Source organism: Rhodococcus sp. NKCM2511, from assembly GCF_014905595.1.
Lineage (GTDB): Bacteria > Actinomycetota > Actinomycetes > Mycobacteriales > Mycobacteriaceae > Rhodococcoides > Rhodococcoides fascians.
Map to the genome: position 1 here is coordinate 3,290,445 of NZ_BNHJ02000001.1, position 17,723 is coordinate 3,308,167.

The window sequence follows — 17,723 nt, forward strand, 5'->3', positions numbered from 1 at the left end:
ACCTTGTTGGCGTGGTGTCAATAGCAAAGACGGGGGTGATCGACGGGATGTGAACCGTGAAAGGGATTGCCCAGCTACCGTTCTGGGGCGTCGTCGAGAGAGCGTGCGGTGGAGAGAACGGTGACGAGCACGTCTGTCAGAAGTGTTTCCACCTGGTCCCGGGTCAGCGTGCCGCGCACCAGCCACTCGCGACCTGCCGCCTTCACCATGCCGCCGAACGCCCGCACTGCCGACGTTGCGATGCGTCTGTCGCCGCGGTGTGTCTCGAAAGCCGTTGCGTCCAAGACGCGCTCGGCGGCAAGGTCGTCCGCCTCGTCCAGAATCTGCGCCACCTGCTGGTCCACGCCCGAGCCGCTCGCCACCGACACCCACGCCGTTCCGTGTGCCTCGATGACGCCGACCAGCCAGTGCACACTCCCGCGAGCCCTCTCCTCGACCGAGCCCGTGGGCAAGTGCACGTCCTCGATCGGCGGCACGGTGACCAGGAAACGAACACACTCGAGGTACAGATCGCGTTTGCTGCCGATGTAGTGATGAATGAGCCCGCGTGCAACACCCGCAGCCGCAGCCACGTCGGCCATGGAGACCTCGGCGTACGGCTTGTCGCCGAACAAGCGAACGGCGGCGGCCAAGATCTGGGTCCGTCGCTCGTCCGGTTCCAGTCGGTTCCACTTGGGTGTGCTTGCAGCCGGCATGGTTGTCATGATCGCACCGAACCGAGCGAGCGCGATCTCAGAGGTACCGCTCGGTGCGCGCTCGCAGCGACGCGGGTACGACGAACCTGTCGCCGTATCGCGCCCGCAACTCGTCGGCTCGGTGCACGAATCCCGGGAGACCGCCGTCGAACTGATTGACGAACTGCAGCACACCGCCGGTCCAGGCAGGGAAGCCGATACCCAGAATGGAACCGATATTGGCGTCGGCGACGGTTCGGAGAACGCCCTCGTCGAGGCACGCGACCGAATCAAGCGATTGGGCGACGAGCATGCGATCCATCATGTCCTCGAACGGAATTCCGTGTTCGGGGTCGTGGTAGTGCTCCACAAGGCCCGGCCAGAGCCGGACCTTGCTGCCGTCCTCGGCGTACTCGTAGAACCCGCGCCCCGCCTTGCGGCCCGGACGGTCGAACTCGTCGACGAGGCGATCGACCAGGGCGTACGAATTCGAGACGATCCAGGGGCGACCGTCCGCTCGAGCGGCCTCGGCCATGCCCTCGCGGATGTGCCGCGACAGGGTCAACGAAATCTCGTCCATCAGAGCCAGTGCGCCGGACGGGTAGCCGGCCTGGAGTGCGGCCTGCTCGACGGTGGCCGGATGCACGCCCTCCGCGACCAGCGAGATCGCCTCGTCCATGAATCGGCCGATGACGCGGGTGGTGAAGAAGCCGTGACTGTCGCCGACGACGATGGGTGTCTTGCCGATCAGGCGGACGAAGTCGAATGCGCGGGCAAGAGTGGAGTCGCTGGTGTGTTCTCCCACCACTATCTCCACCAACGGCATCTTGTCGACTGGGGAGAAGAAGTGCGTCCCGATGAAGTCGCCGGTTCGCGAAACAGAGTGCGAGAGTGCGGTGATGGGGAGGGTGGAGGTATTCGAGCACAGCAGCGCGTCGGCAGTCAAGTACTTGTCGACGTCCTCGAAGGCACCCTGCTTGACGGCGGGATCCTCGAACACTGCCTCGACGACCAAGTCGCAACCCTCGGCGTCCGCCGCGTCGGAGCTGGGGGTGATGAGCGCGAGCACCGCATCGGCATCGGCCTGGCTTGCGCGGCCTTTCGCGACAGCTCTACCGAGAACCGAACGTGCATAACTCTTCCCGCGCTCGGCGGATTCGATCGAGACATCACGGAGGATCACCGGAACCCCGGCCGAGGCGACGACGTAGGCAATGGCGGCACCCATCATTCCGGCCCCGATCACCAGCACTTTCTCGGGAACTCGATGTGGTTCGGCCGGAGGGAGGGAAGCGCCTTTGGTGATGGAGCCGAGATCGAAGAACATCGACTGGATCAAATTGCCCGAGATCGGCCCGCAGGCGAGCGACGTGCAGTAGCGGGTTTCGACGAGCGAGGCGGCCTCGAAGTCGAGTACCGATCCTTCCACTGCCGCGGCAACGACTGCGATGGGGGCAGGCATCGGTGCGCCCTTGACCTGTTTACGCACTGTTGCCGTGAGTGCCGGCAGCTGCGCGGCCACAGCCGGTGCTGCCGCCGTACCGCCGGGGATCGTGAATCCCGCTCTGTCCCAGGGCTGGAGGGCCCCGGGATTGGCGCTGATCCAGGAACGTGCCTGCGCCATCATGTGCTCGTGGGTGTCGACGACCTCGTCGATGAGTCCGAGCTCGAGGGCCTGCGCCGGTCGATATCGCTGGCCCTGGCCCACCACCTGTGTCAGAGCCTTGACGATGCCGAACATGCGGACCGTCCGGGTGACGCCACCGGCCCCGGGGAGAAGCCCGAGGGTCACCTCGGGCAGCCCGAATCGAGCCTTGCTGTTGTTCAGGGCAATTCGATGATGGCAGGCCAGGGCGATCTCGAAGCCGCCGCCGAGTGCGGTGCCGCCCAGTGCGGCCACGACCGGCTTGCCGAGCGTCTCGAGCCGCCGAAACTTGTCCTTCGTGAAATCGAGCGCACCCGCGATGGCTGCATGGTCGGACGGACCGGCGTCGCGCAGCAATTCGAGGTCGCCACCGGAGAAGAACGAATCCTTGCCCGACGTGACGATGATGCCGTCGTACGCATCGAGTTCGGTCTCGAGCCAGTCGACGGTCTGCTCGAGCGATTCACCGAATGCCGCGTTCATGGTGTTCGTGGAATGCGCGGGATCGTCGATCGTCAGCACGAGGATACGGTCGGTACCGATCTCGCCGGTGATGGTGGAAGTGTGCAGTGCGGCTGGGCTGTTCATCGGATCCTCGGGTCGGTGCGGGTTCTACAGAGAGCGAGAGATGAGGTCTTTCATGACTTCGTTGGCACCGGCGTAGATGCGGGCGATGCGACCGTCGACGAACATGCGGGCGATGGGGTATTCCTCCATGTAGCCGTAGCCGCCGAAGAGTTGCAGGCAGCGGTCGACCACCTCGAATTGTCGATCGGTGGTCCAGTACTTGACCATCGCGGCCGTCGTCACGTCCAGTGAACCCGAAATATGTTGGGCCACTGCGTCGTCGACGAAGGTGCGGACGACGCGTCCGATGGTGGCGCATTCGGCGAGCTCGAACTTGGTGTTCTGCAGGTCGAACAGTGTCTTACCGAACGCGTTTCGTGTCTTGGTGTAGTCGACGGTCTGTTGGACGGCGGCCTCGATCATCGCAGCGGCGGCAATACCGCAGATCAGCCGTTCCTGGGGAAGCTGCTGCATCAACTGCGCGAAGCCGCGACCTTCTTCACCCAGCAGATTGGCAGCCGGAACGCGTAGACCGCCGAAGCTGAGTTCTGCTGTGTCCTGGCCTTTCTGGCCGATCTTGTGCAGTACCCGTCCGCGGTGGAAGCCTTCGGTGTCGTCGGAGACCTCGGCCACGAGCAGCGATAACCCGCGGGCTCCGGCGGTTGGATCTGTCTTGGCGGCGATGATGATCAGATCGCAGTGAGCTCCGTTGGAAATGAACGTCTTTCCGCCCGTGACCACGTACTCGTCCCCGTCGCGCACCGCGCGGGTGGTGATGCCCTGGAGGTCCGAGCCGGTTCCCGGTTCGGTCATCGCGATCGCGCCGATCCACTCGCCGGAGCACAGCTTCGGTAGCCAGCGCTGCTTCTTCTCCTCGGTTGCGTACGCAAGGATGTAATGCGGAACGATGCCGCTGTGCACACCCAACTGCATGGCCGAGTCGCCTGCGCGGACCTGCTCCTCGAACAGCACCGCCTCGTGGCGGAAGTCGCCGCCGCCTCCGCCGTACTGCTGGGGTATCGACATTCCCAGGAGTCCATGGTTGCCCGCACTCCGGTAGACCTCGCGGCTGGGGCGTCCGGCCGTCGCGAATTCCTCGCGGTGCGGCGCGACCTCCTTCTCGAAGAAGCTGCGGGCGAGCTGTCGGACGTCGGCGAGCTCGGTGGTGACGTCGTCGGTGCGGTCTGCGAGTGCAGTCATGGAGGGTCCTCGGGTCGGAGCGTACGACGCGTTGTTGGCGCTGTGCCAATAACGATGCACCGACGTGGCCACGGATGTCAACCATGTGCTGTGGCGGGTGAGTTCTCTAGCTGTCCGCGGAGCGGAGCAGTGCAACGTCCGAGACGAGGCGGATGTGCTCGGCCATTGCACGTCCTGCTTCGGCCGGATCTTGTTGTCGCACAGCCTCTGCGATGCGGCGGTGGTGTTCCAATGAAGTCTGCGGACGGTTCGACTGCGACAATGATTCGATTCGAGTTTCGCGAATCAGGCCGGCGATTTCACCCATGAGGCGGGCGAGTAGCGGCGAGTGTGCGGCTTCGGTGATGGCGTGATGGAACAGCTCGTCGCCGGAGTCGCCGCGATTTCCGTCGGTGATCTCCGAGGCCATCACCGACAGGGCGTGGTCGATCGCCGCCATTTCGGCGTCGCTGCGGCGGGTTGCGGCGAGCTCGGCGAGCTTGACCTCGAGTGCCTCGCGGGCTTCGATCACCTCGGGCAGGCGATCGGCGTGCTCGCGCAGGGCGCGAATGGCCATGTCTCCCACGGGCCGTCGCACGAGTACCGCTCCGTCGCCGTGGCGCACGGCCAGTATGCCCTGTACTTCGAGTGCGACGAGGGCCTGACTCAGTGAGGCTCTGCTGACGCCGAGGTGACCCGCCAGTTCACGCTCGGGCGGGAGTCGATCGCCGGGCTTCATGTCGCGATCGGCGATGTGTTTGCACAGCTGCTCCACGATGACCTCGTACAGCCGCGGTCGGGTCACCGGGCGAATTTGCTCAGCCACTGTGTCACTCGCTCTCTGCTCCTCTGGACCCCCACCTTAACCGTCCGGTAGATAGTGGCCCGGGTCATAGCAACTGTTGACAAGTGATCCACTTCACTGGTTCAGTCTGTAAAGACTCAGTGGCTAGTCCAATTGGCCACGGAACCCGGGCATCCGCTCGGGGGACAACCTCAGACGAACCGGAGACCTTCGATGTCGACCGAGTTGATACCCATCATTGCGCTCGTCGTCATGTTCCTCGCTGCGACCGTGTTCCCGGTGAACATGGGCGCGCTGGGGTTCGTGGCGGCGTTCTTCGTCGGAACCATTGCCGTGGGCATGGGCACCGACGACATCATCGCCGGCTTCCCGAGCAGCTTGTTCCTGACGCTGGTCGGTATCACCTACCTCTTCGCGATCGCCCAGAACAACGGTACGGTCGACCTCCTGGTCCGCGGTGCGGTGCGGCTGGTCGGTGGCCGGGTCGCCCTGATTCCGTGGGTCATGTTCGGTATCACCGGCGTGCTGACCTCCATCGGAGCGCTGGGACCGGCAGCCGTGGCGATCGTCGCACCGATCGCACTCGGCTTCGCGGCGCGGTACAAGATCAATGCCCTGCTCATGGGCATGATGGTCATTCACGGCGCACAGGCGGGCGGGTTCTCGCCGATCAGCATCTACGGCGTCACGGTCAACAACATCGCTCAGAAGGCGGGTCTGGTCAACAGCCCACTCACCTTGTTCCTGGGCAGCATGCTGTTCAACGCGGCAATCGGTGCGTTGCTGTTCATGTTCCTGGGCGGACGTGCGCTTCTCGGTCGTAGCGTGCACGACGAGGACGGCACCCGCCCCGAGGGAGATTCGGGCGGAGTAGGCGGGGGCGGCTCGAGAACTGTCATGCGCGGATTCGGATCGTCGACGCCCAAGCCGTCCGGTCAGACGGTCACGGTCGAGAACGCGCCACCCCTGGCCACCGCCGTCAAGGCCATCACGTTCGATCAGATCCTCACGCTCGTCGGGCTGGCCTCGCTGGCGTTGTTCTCACTCGTCCTCGATCTCGATGTCGGCTTCGTGTCGATGACGGTCGCCGTGGTCCTCGCCCTGGCGTCGCCCAAGGCTCAGAAGGGTGCGATCAACCAGATCAGCTGGTCGACGGTACTGCTCATCGGTGGCGTGCTGACGTTCGTCGGCGTGCTGCAGGAAGCCGGCACGGTCGAGTACGTCGGTGATGCGGTTGCCGGCATCGGTATTCCGCTGCTCGTGGCTCTGTTGCTGTGCTACATCGGTGCCATCGTGTCGGCGTTCGCGTCGTCGACGGCCATCCTCGGTGTCACCATCCCACTGGCCGTTCCGTTCCTGCTCGCCGGCGAGGTCGGTGCCATCGGTGTCATCGTGGCCCTGTCCATCGCCTCGACGATCGTCGATGTCAGTCCCTTCTCCACCAACGGCGCTCTGGTGCTGGCCAACGCCCAGGACATCGATCGGGACGTCTTCTACAAGCAGATCCTGAAATACAGCGCGTTGGTCGTCGTCGTCGGTCCGTTGATCGCCTGGGCGGTACTGGTCGTGCCCGGCTGGCTCTAGCTATCGAGCTGCGCGGACGTCCAAGAACTCGATCTTGACTTCCCCTCGGATCGCTGGTCCAATAAAATTGGCTAGTCCACTGACCCAATGGGCCAAACTGGCGATCCACCCCCCTCATCGCTTTCGACGTAAGGATCAATTCGATGCCCCTCAACACGACAGGCAGAACCGGACCGCTCGACGGCACCGTGGTGGTGGATCTGACGCGCGCCCTGGCCGGCCCGCACGCGGCGATGATGCTCGGAGATCTCGGCGCGGACATCATCAAGGTCGAGACCCCCAAGGGCGGCGACGACACCCGGGTGTGGGGCCCGCCTTTCGTCACCCCGCGTGACGCGGAGCGCGAATCGACGTACTTCCTTTCGGCCAACCGCAACAAGCGGTCGATCGCGCTGGACCTCAAAACCGACGATGGCCGAGAAGCGTTGGAGCGCATGATCGAACGCGCGGATGTTCTGCTCGAGAACTTCCGCACGGGAGTGCTCGATCGGCTCGGCTTCTCGCCCGAGCGCATCGCTGAGATCAACCCGCGCACGGTTGTGCTGTCGATCAGTGGATTCGGACACGACGGCCCCGAGGGTGGCCGATCCGGCTACGACCAGATCGCTCAGGGCGAGGCCGGGTTGATGTCGTTCACCGGCTCCGGTCCCGACGATGTTCAGCGCGTGGGGGTTCCGATCGCGGACCTGCTGGCCGGAATGTACGGAGCGTTCGGCGTTCTCGCTGCGCTGCGCGAGCGCGACCGCACCGGCCGCGGCAAGGTGGTTCGAACGTCGTTGCTGGCCAGCGTCGTCGGGGTGCATGCATTCCAAGGCACCAAGTGGACCGTGGCAGGCGAGATCGGTGAGGCGCAGGGCAACCACCACCCGTCGATCTGCCCGTACGGCCTGTTTCCCACTTCCGATGGAGCCGTGCAGATCTCGGTGGGCAGCGAGGGTCTGTGGCATCGCTTCTGTGAGGGCTTCGGTATCGATCCCGACCTTGAGGGCATGGCGACCAACCCGCAACGCGTCGACAGTCGCGACGACGTCGTCGAACTCGTGTCCAAGATCTTCCGTACCTACGAGACCGAGCCGTTGTTGGCGCTTCTCGACCAAATCGGTGTCCCCGCAGGCAAAGTACGCAACGTGCAGCAAGTGTACGAGTGGGAGCAGACCAAGTCTCAGGGCCTGCTCATCGACGTCGAGCACGAGACGCTGGGCACGGTGACCCTGCCCGGGCCGCCGCTGCGATTCTTCGAGTCCGACGGCACGGAGGTCACCGAGAACCGGCATCTGGCACCGCCGGTTCTCGGAGCCGACGACGAACTCGTCCGCGACTGGTTGAAAGAAGCGATCCGATGACGAGGATGACCGCGCTCGAACTTCTCGATCTGGTGATCGATCCCGGGAGTTTCGAGTCGTGGGACAGCCCGGCTGCCGACTACGTCATCGACGACGAGTACGCGAACGAACTGGCTGCGGCGCGTGAGAAGACCGGACTCGACGAATCCGTTCTCACCGGATCCGCGACCGTGCGCGGACGTAAGGTGGCAATCCTGTTGGGCGAGTTCGCCTTTCTGGCCGGATCCATCGGGGTGGCCGCCGGTGAACGTTTGGTCAGCGCGGTGCACCGATCCACCGCCGAGCGGCTTCCACTGCTCGCGTTGCCGACCTCGGGTGGAACGCGCATGCAGGAGGGCACTGTCGCGTTTCTGCAGATGGTCAAGATCACCGCGGCGATCACCGCACACAAGGCGGCGAACCTGCCGTACATCGTCTATCTGCGGCACCCGACCACCGGCGGCGTCTTCGCATCCTGGGGATCGCTCGGTCACGTCACCGTTGCCGAGCCCGGTGCGCTCGTCGGATTTCTCGGCCCCCGTGTCTACGAGGCGTTGTACGACGCGAAATTCCCCGCCGGCGTGCAGACCTCGGAGAACCTGCAGGCGCACGGACTCATCGACGCCATCCGTCCGCCCGAGCAACTCGGTGAGATCGTCGACCGTGCACTACGCATCATGACCGACGTGCCGTCGTGTCGCGTCCGGCATTCCGATGCTCTCGAGTGGGAGATCGAGGACGTGCCGGCATGGACCTCGATTCTGGCCTCACGCAGGAGCGATCGGCCGGGGGTGCGCGAATTGCTGTTCAACACAGCGGCAGACGTGTTACCGCTCAACGGAACCGGTCAGGGCGAGTCCGATCCGGGCCTCATTCTGGCGCTCGTCCGGTTCGGCGACATGCCGTGCGTTCTGCTCGGCCAGGACCGGAGGAGCCAGACGACGAAGACGCCACTCGGCCCCGCGGCTCTGCGTGAGGCCCGACGCGGCATGCGGCTGGCGCAGGATTTGAAGCTTCCCCTCGTCACCGTCATCGATACTGCCGGCGCAGCGCTGTCCAAAGAGGCGGAGGAAGGCGGCCTGGCCGGCGAGATAGCGCGGTGCATCGCAGACATGGTCGACCTCGAAACCCCCACGCTCTCCTTGCTGTTGGGGCAGGGAACCGGCGGTGGTGCCCTTGCGCTGGTGCCCGCGGATCGAGTTCTCGCTGCTCAGCACGCCTGGCTCTCGCCGTTGCCGCCCGAGGGTGCCTCGGCCATCGTGCATCGCGACACCACCCACGCCGCCGAGATGGCGACCAAGCAGGGAGTGCGCTCGCTCGATCTCTTCCGGGCCGGTGTCGTCGACATCATCGTTCCCGAGTTGCCCGACGCCGCAGACGAATCACAGCAGTTCTGCGATCGAGTGGGCGCGGTACTGCACCGAGAACTTGCCGAGCTGATCGCTCAGGACCCTTCGATGCGGATGATCGCGCGCGAAAAGCGTTTCAATCGAATCGGTTTTGCCGCTGCCGCTGTGTGATATCCGCCGAGCTCGAAGTTATGGACGGATTTCAGGCCGAATGTGTCCATAACTTCGAGTTCGGCGAGAATCAGGACTCGAGCCAGGCGGCGAAAGTAGTAGTGGACAGTTCGGCCCCATCGCCTGGAACCAGTTCACGGCCGTGCAACAGTGCGCCGAAGTACGGAGCCTGGTCGTCGGCGACGACGGTTCTGCTGTCGCCGCGTGCCTTCAGACCTCTTTCAACGAACTCGTTGAGCCCGAACGCTTCCGGGCCTCCGATCTCGATCGTCTCGTTACGCGGTGCCTCGAGAGCGACACGAGCGACAACGGTCGAAACGTCGTGTGCCGCGATCGGCTGGACGAGACCCGAGCTCAACCGGACTTCGTCGCCCGTCGTCGCGCCCTGTGCGATGGCGGAGAAGAACTCGAAGAACTGCGTTGCGCGCACGAGGGTGTACGGAATCGACGATGCGCGAATCAGTTTCTCTTGAGCCACCTTTGCGCGCAAGTAGCCGCTGGCGGGCAGTCGGTCGTTGCCGACCACGGACAGTGCAACGTGGTGCTGCACGCCCGCACTCGCTTCGGCTGCGAGGATGTTGGTCGTCGCGCGTGTGAAGAAGTCCAACACGGCCGCGTCCTCGAACGACGGTGAATTCGAGACGTCGACAACGATATTCGCACTGACGAGAGCATCGGCCAGGCCCTCGCCGGTCAGAGTATTCACACCGGACTTGGGCGACGCCGCTATCGCATCGTGACCGTGCTCGGTCAACATGCTCACAACTGCAGAACCTATGAGGCCGGTTCCGCCGATGACAACGATCTTCATGAGAATCCTCTCTTCGCCGCAGGAGGGGTGCCTGCGAGACGAGCCGGTCAACTCTTGTCTGCTGCCGGTCGCAGTGTTGACAGGGCAGCGCTCCGATCTGTGACACCTAGCGCGGCAGCGCGTGCAGCTTGTCCGGATTCATCACCCACAGGACGGTCCCGATCCCGTCCTCGGTGGCATCGATCGTCAGCAGCGTGGTCACCGTCGACTCACGAACGATCAGTACGGCAGCCCTTCCGTTGACCTGGATGAACGACGTCGTGGTTCCTATCCAGAAATGCGAGGAGAACGCCGCAACGAATGCGGCGACTCGGCTGCGTCCGACAATGGGTATTCGGGCTGCAGCCTTCACCTTGCCGCCGCCGTCGGACAGGCTCACTACGTCCTGCGCAAGAATCTTTTCCAGAGCGGCCAGATCGCCCCCCTTGGCTGCGGCGAGAAAGGCGTCGAGCAGTCGATGATGGCGGTCGGAATCGACAGGGGTCGGACGAGCGTCGGCCACATGTCTGCGGGCGCGCGTCACCAGTTGACGCGCGTTGGCTTCGGTTGTCTCCACTATGTCGGCGATCCGGCCGTACGGATAGTCGAATGCTTCCCGGAGAACGTACGCGGCTCGCTCACGAGCCGGAAGTCGTTCCAGCACAACAAGAACGGCAAGCTCGACCGTGGCGTCGTTGTCTGCCACCGTCGCCGGATCGGCTCGGGTGTCGATCGGTTCGGGCAGCCACGGGCCGACGTACGACTCCCGCCGCACCCGCGCCGACTGCGTGACGTTGATGGCCAGGCGTGTCGTGACGGTGGTGAGGAAGGCGAGTGAATTACGGACGGTGGTGCGGTCGGTGGCGTGCCACTTCAGCCAGACATCCTGCACCACATCTTCGGCCTCGGCGGCGCTGCCCAGCATGCGATAGGCAATCCCGAACAATCGCGGGCGTGCCAGCTCGAATGCGGCGGTGCCGTCGTCGGTCATCGGCGTGGTCTCACTCTCTGTCTCGTGGGGACACTATCGTCCATGTCATGGCTGGCAATACTCGAGACCCCGGAGTCTCGGTGGCCGCGCGGCTGCTGGCCTTGCTCGGGGTGTTCGACGAGAAGGCTCCGTCGCTGACCTTGACCGACCTGGCCGCCGGTGCCGACCTACCCATCGCCACTGCGCATCGACTGGTGCGAGAACTGGTGGAGTGGGGTGCGTTGGTCCGGGGCGACGACGGGCGCTACGTCGTCGGTAGGCGGTTGTGGAAACTGGGCTTGCTCGCACCCGATCAGTCCGATCTTCGCGACATCGCATCACCGTTTCTGCACGACATCTACGGAGCGACCCTTGCGACGGTGCACCTGGCCATCCGCGACGGGTGCGAAGTGCTCTATCTCGACAGGTTGGCCGGCCACGCATCGGTTCCCGCGGTCAGTCGCGTCGGCGCTCGGCTGCCGCTGCACGCCACCGGCGTCGGCAAGGTGCTGCTGGCGTACGCGCCGCGGGAGGTGCAGGAGCAGGTGATGCGCTCCCTGGATCGCCTCACCCCGTACACGGTGACGCATCCTGGCCAGCTGGAGAGCGAGTTGCGTCGAGTGCGTCGCGAGGGCTTCGCGCAGACGGTCGAAGAGATGACACTCGGTGCGTGTTCGGTGGCTGTGCCGGTCCATGCCGGCGACAGTGTGGTCGCCGCATTGGGAATCGTGGTTCCCAAGCTGGGCCGCGATCGAGTGAGACTGGTTGCCGCACTTCAGGTTGCGGCCCAGGGGATCGGACGAAGTCTCGGCGGGTAGTCGGCCGTTTTCACTCAGTGGAAGTGCGGTCTTGTTCGGCTCGAAATCCCGGGGTCTACTGCTTGCATGCGTACACAGGTTGCCATCATCGGTGCAGGGCCCGCGGGTCTGCTGCTGTCCCACCTGCTCGACGAGCAGGGGATCGACTCCATTCTGATCGAGTCACGTACTCAGGAATACGTGCTCTCCCGAATCCGGGCCGGAGTCCTCGAACACTCGACGGTCCAGTTGCTCGACGAACACGGACTCGGTGAGCGCCTGCACCGCGAGGGCGACGAGCATCGAGGCATCTACCTGCAATGGCCGGAAGAGCGGCACCACATCGACTTTCGAGATCTCGTCGACCGGAGTGTCTGGGTGTACGGGCAAACGGAGGTCACCAAGGACCTCGTCGTGGCACGCGAGAAGGCCGGCCAACAGATCTACTACGACGTCTCGGACACGGCTTTGCACGACGTCGAATCCGACGCCCCCTACGTCACGTTCACCGACGCGTCGGGCAACGCGGTGCGAATCGACGCGACAGTCGTTGCGGGATGCGACGGTTCCTTCGGACCGAGCCGGGCGGCCATGCCCGATTCGGTGCGCAACACCTGGGAAAGGGTCTATCCCTACTCCTGGCTCGGTGTGCTCGCCGATGTCGCCCCCTCGACCGACGAACTGATCTACGCCTGGCACCAGGACGGCTTCGCGATGCACTCGATGCGGTCGTCGACGGTCAGCCGGCTGTATCTGCAGGTGCCGAACGGAACCGATATCGACACGTGGTCCGACGACCGCATCTGGGATGCCCTGGCGTTAAGGCTCGGTCACGGTCAGGACGGGTGGACTCTGAACCCCGGCCCCATCACCGAGAAGAGCGTGTTGCCGATGCGCAGCTACGTGCAGACACCGATGAGACACGGCAACCTGTACCTGGCCGGCGACGCCGCGCACATCGTGCCGCCCACCGGAGCGAAGGGCCTCAACCTCGCGGTAGCCGACGTGGCTCTGCTCGCGCCTGCCCTGGCGCAGAAGCTGAAGGGGAACGATTCGCGGGCCGCAGACAGCTACAGCGACGACGCACTTCGGCGCGTCTGGCGCTGCACCCACTTTTCGTGGTGGATGACCACGATGCTGCATACCGGCGACGACCCCTTCGACGCGCAACTGCAACTCTCGCAACTGAAATGGGTGGCGTCCAGCGAGGCGGGTGCCATGGGACTGGCGGAGAACTACGCCGGATTGCCGATCGGATTCTGATCGGCGGGCGGCGTGTGCACCGCGAGGAATTGATCGCTCCGACTTATCAATGAGCTGCAAATAGGTCTTTGTCATCAATGGATTGCGGGCTTACTGTGGGCAGGGTCACGCCTGAGCGTGATACGAACCGACAGGAGGCAATCGATGGAACTGAGGCATCTTTATCAGTTCGTCGCCGTGGCCGAGACCTGTCACTTCGGTCAGGCAGCCAAACGCCTGCATCTGGCGCAGCCGGCATTGTCTCAGTCGGTCCGACAGCTCGAGGCCGAACTGGGCGTCACCCTGCTCACCCGAACCACGCGTCAAGTGAGCCTGACTCCGGCGGGGGAGTTCTTCTACCGCGAGACCGTCCGCAACCTCGACAATCTCGAACGCAGCAACCGCGGTGTCCGACGCATCGCCGATGGCCGGTACGGGTTGGTACGTATCGGCTTCACCGGCACGGCGGCATTCGATCAGTTGCCGCCGATCGCCCGTGCGATCAAGCAGCGCGTTCCCGGGATCGCGCTCGAAATTCACGGGGATCTGTTGACCCCCGCTCAGGTGGAGGGATTGCGGTCGGAGCAGCTCGACGTCGCGGTTCTGCGGCCACCCGTGGCAGGTGACGACCTCGTCGTACGCACCATCACCACCGAGTCGCTGCTGCTTGCGGTGCCCGTAGATCACCGGTACGCCGCCGAGGCAGCGCTCGGCATGGCCGACCTCATGTACGAGGACTTCGTGATGTATGCGGACACGCACTCGGTGATGAACGACGCCGTGGTGCGCAGTTGTCGCGCAGCGGGTTTCAGTCCTCGTCGTGAACACGAAGCCCCGGACACCTCGGTTCTGCTGGCCCTCGTCGCGGCCGGGTTGGGTGTGGCATTGGTTCCCGAATCCGTCCGCGCTCTGCAGTTGAACGGCGTCGTGTTCCGCGACATCGCCGGAGCGAGCACGATCGACCTGGCATTGGCGTGGCACCGCGACCGACCGTCGGCACTCGTCGATGCGCTGGTCGCAGCGTTGGAGGACGCGGGAGTGCTCCCTCCGCTCGAACTATCCGTACCGCCTGCTCAGTCGAAGGACGCGTTGTGAAAATCGTTGCTGTGGAGGCTATCCCGTACTCGATTCCGTATCGAAAGCCGCTGAAGTTCGCCAGCGGCGAGGTCGATGCCGCCGACCACGTTCTCGTACGCGTTCATACCGACGACGGTGTCGTCGGAGTCGCCGACGCTCCGCCTCGGCCGTTCACGTACGGCGAGACCCAGCGCGGGGTGGTGGCGGTAATCCAGACCCTGTTCGCGCCGGCCGTCGTGGGACTGCCGCTCACCTCGAGGGAGGTGGTCAATGCCAAACTTGCTCGTACAGTGGGTAATCCGGTTGCCAAATCTGCCGTGGACATGGCCATCTGGGATGCGCTCGGGCAGACACTCGACCTACCCGTCACCGAACTCCTCGGCGGCTACACCGACCGTATGCGGGTGAGCCACATGCTCGGATTCGACACGCCTGCAGCGATGGTCGACGAGGCGAGTCGGATGCGAGAGACATACGGCATCGGAGTCTTCAAGGTCAAGGTCGGGCGAAGGCCCGTAGAGCTCGACACCGCCGTGGTCCGCGCACTGCGAGAGGGGCTCGGTGAGACGGTCGAACTGTACGTCGACGGCAATCGCGGTTGGACCGCTGCCGAATCTGCGCGTGCCATGAAAGAGATGTCGGATCTGGGGCTCACTCTTGCCGAGGAACTGTGCCCGGCCGACGACGTCCTCGGGCGTCGTTGGCTGGTACAGCAACTCGATGTTCCGTTCGTTGCCGACGAATCGGCGACGACCTCGGCGGAGGTCACCCGCGAGATTCTCGGTGGTTCCGCAACCGCGGTCAGCATCAAGACTGCGCGCACCGGATTCACTCGCTCGCTCCGCACTCATCACCTGTGCGAAGGGCTCGGTGTCGACGTGGTGATGGGAAACCAGATCGACGGCCAGCTCGGCACAGCCTGCACCGTCGCCTTCGGCGCGGCCTTCGACCTCACCTCACGCCGAGCAGGTGAGCTGTCGAACTTCCTGGACATGAGCGACGACCTGCTGACCGAAGGCCTCGTCATCCGCGACGGCGAACTGCACGTACTGCCGGGCTCGGGCCTCGGCGTGCGTATCGACCCCGACAAACTCGCGAAATACCGCACCGACCACTGATCTTCAGCCCCGAAGAACGCAACTGTGAGCCAAGGAGTTCTCCATGAGCATCGACCACGCACCCTCGACGGAATCCGCTACCGAGGTGGCCACCGCAGCCGCGTCGGGGGCGAACGCCACCGAGCGTTTCACCTCCGACAAGCAGGCAGCCGCCGACACCCCGCCGGAGCGAGTCAGTCTGCTTGCTCGACAGGTCATTTCGGCAATCCATGACACGATTCGCGAACACAAGGTCACTTACGACGAGTACAACGCACTCAAGGCCTGGCTGATCAACGTCGGTCAGACCGGTGAGTGGCCGCTGTTTCTCGACGTCTGGGTAGAGCACGTCGTCGAAGAAGTTGCCGGCGAAACGCGTGAAGGCAGCAAGGGCACCATCGAAGGTCCGTACTACGTTCCGAATGCCCCGGAGCTCGGGTCGGCCGCGATCCTGCCCACTCGCGACGGCGAACAGGGCACACCGCTGCTGTTCCAAGGTCAGGTCACGAGCGTCGACGGTAGCCCACTGCCGCATGCGGTCATCGAGATCTGGCACGCCGATTCCGACGGCTTCTACTCGCAGTTCGCGCCCGGAATCCCGGAGTGGAATCTGCGCGGCACGGTCACGGCAGACGATCAGGGCAACTTCTGGATCCACACGATGAAGCCCGCCCCGTACCAGATCCCGACCGACGGGGCCTGCGGCAAGCTGATCTCCGCGGCCGGCTGGCACCCGTGGCGTCCTGCACACCTGCACCTCAAAGTTGCGGCTGCCGGGCATCAGCAGGTCACCACCCAGCTCTATTTCCCGGGCGACGCACACAACGACGACGACGTCGCCAACGCCGTCAAGCCCGAACTGATCCTCGACCCTCGGGAAGTCGACGGCGGCCAAGAAGTGACGTACAACTTCGTACTCGACAAGGGCTGAGCCACATGCTTTTTGCCGTGAAGATGCACGTCGCATTGCCGCAGGACCTCGATGCGGACGTACGAGCAGACACCCTCTCCAGGGAGAAGGCGTACTCGCAGCAACTGCAGCGGGACGGGGAGTGGGTGAGCATCTGGCGCATTGTCGGCCAGTACTCCAACCTCAGCATCTTCGATGTCCGGGACAACGAGCGGCTTCACGACATCCTGTGGAATCTCCCGCTGTTCCCGTACATGACGATCGAGGTGTCCCCGCTCGCGCAACACCCGTCGGACATTTCCGCGGGGTGATCGACCCCGCCGAACTCGAAGTTGGGGACGGAATATCCGCGGAATCCGTCCCTAACTTCGAGTTCGCGGGAAGATTCGGTCGACGACGCGGTGGGCGATCAGCTCATGCGTCGACTGGTCGGGGTGCAGCCTATCCGGCAACGGGTGGTCCTCGACATCGTTGTCTCCGTAAAGTTCTCGGCCGTCCAGGTAATGAAGGTGGGGGTCCGCGGTGGCGCGCTCGGACACGATGCGGGCGAGTTCCTCGCGGATCACGGTCAGAGTCAGCTTTCCGGCACGCACCTCGGCGGGATCACCCGTCGCCGCGAATTTCACCGTGCCCGACGCCAATGCCGCCGGATCGAATGCACCTGGGCCGGGGGTGTTCTCGTGGATGGGGCACAGGAGCGCGGAGATCACGAACAGTGGGGTGTGGGGGTGACCGTCGCGGATGGTGTCGAGAAATCCGTGCACCGTGGAGGTGAATGCGCGTAGCCGCATCACGTCGGAGTTGACGAGGTTGATTCCGATCTCGAGGCTGATGAGGTCGGCGGGCGCGTCCCGAATGGCCGTCGCTACGAAGTGATCGAGCAGTGCGCTTCCGCCGAAACCCAGATTGCGCAGTTGCACATCGGCGGCCGTCGCGGCGAGGGCCGTCCAGGTGGTGCTGGGTCCTGTGGCGTTGGATCCCTGACTGATGGAGCTGCCGTAGTCGATCCAGATCGGTCGGGTGTCGACGACGGGTGAGACAGCGGCGTCGGTACGCAGCGCGACCAGTTCGATGATTTCGTTGTGCGGCAACCAGATTTCGACGTGTTTGTCGGTTGCGGACAGCCCGGAGAACCGCGCGACACCAGTCGGCTCGACCTGATCGGTGACCGACCCCGTCGCCATGTCGATGGTCGTGGTGATGCCACCCGTCGTCGGAACGCGCTCGATGAGGACGCCGTCGATTCGCAGGTCGAACAGTCCGGCCGGCCGCGGCGGCAGGCCCAGGAATGCGCGACGGGTCGCCACTGCCTCGATCTCGATGATGGTGGCGGTCGTGGTGAAGATCAACCGAACTCCGGACGGCTGAGATTCCGCCATCGTGAGCTGGGGGTCGGTGAAGCGCTGACGAGCTGCGCGTGGCAGGCGATGAGGAAGCACGCCGTTGTCGGTTCGTTCCAGCTCGGCCGCGCCGTGCAGAAGTGTGTCGGAGATGTCGGTAGTGATCATGGTGGTCTCGATCTCTCGTGTCGGGCTGAGGTAAAG

16 protein-coding genes are annotated in these 17,723 nt (G+C 64.4%); 9 read left to right on the forward strand and 7 right to left on the reverse strand.

What is annotated here, in order from left to right:
- Positions 1-74: 74 nt before the first annotated feature.
- From JLZ96_RS15370 to JLZ96_RS15385, 4 genes are all read right to left on the reverse strand, one after another.
- Positions 75-704: a TetR/AcrR family transcriptional regulator gene (locus JLZ96_RS15370; protein ID WP_306436770.1), complete on the reverse strand. Its 630-nt coding sequence runs from the start codon at positions 702-704 to the stop codon at positions 75-77.
- 28 nt (positions 705-732) lie between these two features.
- A complete protein-coding gene (locus JLZ96_RS15375) occupies positions 733-2,907 on the reverse strand; it encodes a 3-hydroxyacyl-CoA dehydrogenase NAD-binding domain-containing protein (protein WP_201010500.1) in 2,175 nt (724 codons plus the stop codon).
- Between the two features lie 24 nt (positions 2,908-2,931).
- The gene (locus JLZ96_RS15380; RefSeq protein ID WP_201010501.1) at positions 2,932-4,086 is read right to left on the reverse strand and encodes an acyl-CoA dehydrogenase family protein; all 1,155 of its coding nucleotides are present in this window, start codon (positions 4,084-4,086) and stop codon (positions 2,932-2,934) included.
- Positions 4,087-4,192: 106 nt separating this feature from the next.
- A complete protein-coding gene (locus JLZ96_RS15385) occupies positions 4,193-4,891 on the reverse strand; it encodes a FadR/GntR family transcriptional regulator (protein ID WP_201010502.1) in 699 nt (232 codons plus the stop codon).
- A 192-nt stretch (positions 4,892-5,083) separates the two neighbouring features.
- Here JLZ96_RS15385 and JLZ96_RS15390 point away from each other — a divergent pair, with 192 nt between their 5' ends.
- From JLZ96_RS15390 to JLZ96_RS15400, 3 genes are all read left to right on the forward strand, one after another.
- Positions 5,084-6,454 (forward strand): SLC13 family permease, encoded by a 1,371-nt coding sequence (locus JLZ96_RS15390; protein ID WP_027494694.1) that lies wholly within the window; start codon positions 5,084-5,086, stop codon positions 6,452-6,454.
- A 143-nt stretch (positions 6,455-6,597) separates the two neighbouring features.
- Positions 6,598-7,797, forward strand: coding sequence for a CaiB/BaiF CoA-transferase family protein (locus JLZ96_RS15395; RefSeq protein WP_027494693.1), 1,200 nt, complete (start codon positions 6,598-6,600; stop codon positions 7,795-7,797).
- Complete coding sequence (locus tag JLZ96_RS15400; RefSeq protein WP_027494692.1) at positions 7,794-9,296, forward strand: carboxyl transferase domain-containing protein; 1,503 nt, start codon at positions 7,794-7,796, stop codon at positions 9,294-9,296. The genes JLZ96_RS15395 and JLZ96_RS15400 overlap by 4 nt, the downstream gene beginning before the upstream one ends.
- A gap of 70 nt (positions 9,297-9,366) precedes the next feature.
- On the opposite strand, the gene JLZ96_RS15405 is transcribed toward JLZ96_RS15400, so the two are convergent.
- Both JLZ96_RS15405 and JLZ96_RS15410 read right to left on the reverse strand, forming a co-directional pair.
- Positions 9,367-10,107 (reverse strand): SDR family oxidoreductase, encoded by a 741-nt coding sequence (locus tag JLZ96_RS15405; protein WP_027494691.1) that lies wholly within the window; start codon positions 10,105-10,107, stop codon positions 9,367-9,369.
- Positions 10,108-10,213: 106 nt separating this feature from the next.
- Positions 10,214-11,077: an RNA polymerase sigma-70 factor gene (locus JLZ96_RS15410; protein WP_027494690.1), complete on the reverse strand. Its 864-nt coding sequence runs from the start codon at positions 11,075-11,077 to the stop codon at positions 10,214-10,216.
- A gap of 47 nt (positions 11,078-11,124) precedes the next feature.
- On the opposite strand from JLZ96_RS15410, the gene JLZ96_RS15415 reads away from it, so the two are divergent.
- The 6 genes from JLZ96_RS15415 to catC all read left to right on the forward strand — a co-directional run bounded on the left by JLZ96_RS15415 (position 11,125) and on the right by catC (position 16,490).
- The gene (locus JLZ96_RS15415; RefSeq protein WP_201010503.1) at positions 11,125-11,874 is read left to right on the forward strand and encodes an IclR family transcriptional regulator; all 750 of its coding nucleotides are present in this window, start codon (positions 11,125-11,127) and stop codon (positions 11,872-11,874) included.
- Between the two features lie 66 nt (positions 11,875-11,940).
- A complete protein-coding gene (locus JLZ96_RS15420; protein ID WP_027494688.1) occupies positions 11,941-13,116 on the forward strand; it encodes a 4-hydroxybenzoate 3-monooxygenase in 1,176 nt (391 codons plus the stop codon).
- 144 nt (positions 13,117-13,260) lie between these two features.
- Entirely contained in the window at positions 13,261-14,190 is a 930-nt protein-coding gene (locus JLZ96_RS15425; RefSeq protein ID WP_201010504.1) for a LysR family transcriptional regulator, read from the forward strand.
- Complete coding sequence (locus tag JLZ96_RS15430) at positions 14,187-15,290, forward strand: mandelate racemase/muconate lactonizing enzyme family protein (RefSeq protein ID WP_032368704.1); 1,104 nt, start codon at positions 14,187-14,189, stop codon at positions 15,288-15,290. Before JLZ96_RS15425 ends, JLZ96_RS15430 begins: the two co-directional genes overlap by 4 nt.
- A gap of 43 nt (positions 15,291-15,333) precedes the next feature.
- A complete protein-coding gene (gene catA / locus JLZ96_RS15435) occupies positions 15,334-16,200 on the forward strand; it encodes a catechol 1,2-dioxygenase (protein WP_032368703.1) in 867 nt (288 codons plus the stop codon).
- Between the two features lie 5 nt (positions 16,201-16,205).
- Positions 16,206-16,490, forward strand: a complete 285-nt coding sequence (gene catC / locus JLZ96_RS15440) for a muconolactone Delta-isomerase (RefSeq protein WP_032368702.1) — start codon at positions 16,206-16,208, stop codon at positions 16,488-16,490.
- 51 nt (positions 16,491-16,541) lie between these two features.
- Here the strand turns inward: catC and JLZ96_RS15445 are convergent, their stop codons facing one another.
- The gene (locus tag JLZ96_RS15445; protein WP_201010505.1) at positions 16,542-17,687 is read right to left on the reverse strand and encodes an SGNH/GDSL hydrolase family protein; all 1,146 of its coding nucleotides are present in this window, start codon (positions 17,685-17,687) and stop codon (positions 16,542-16,544) included.
- Positions 17,688-17,723: the final 36 nt, after the last annotated feature.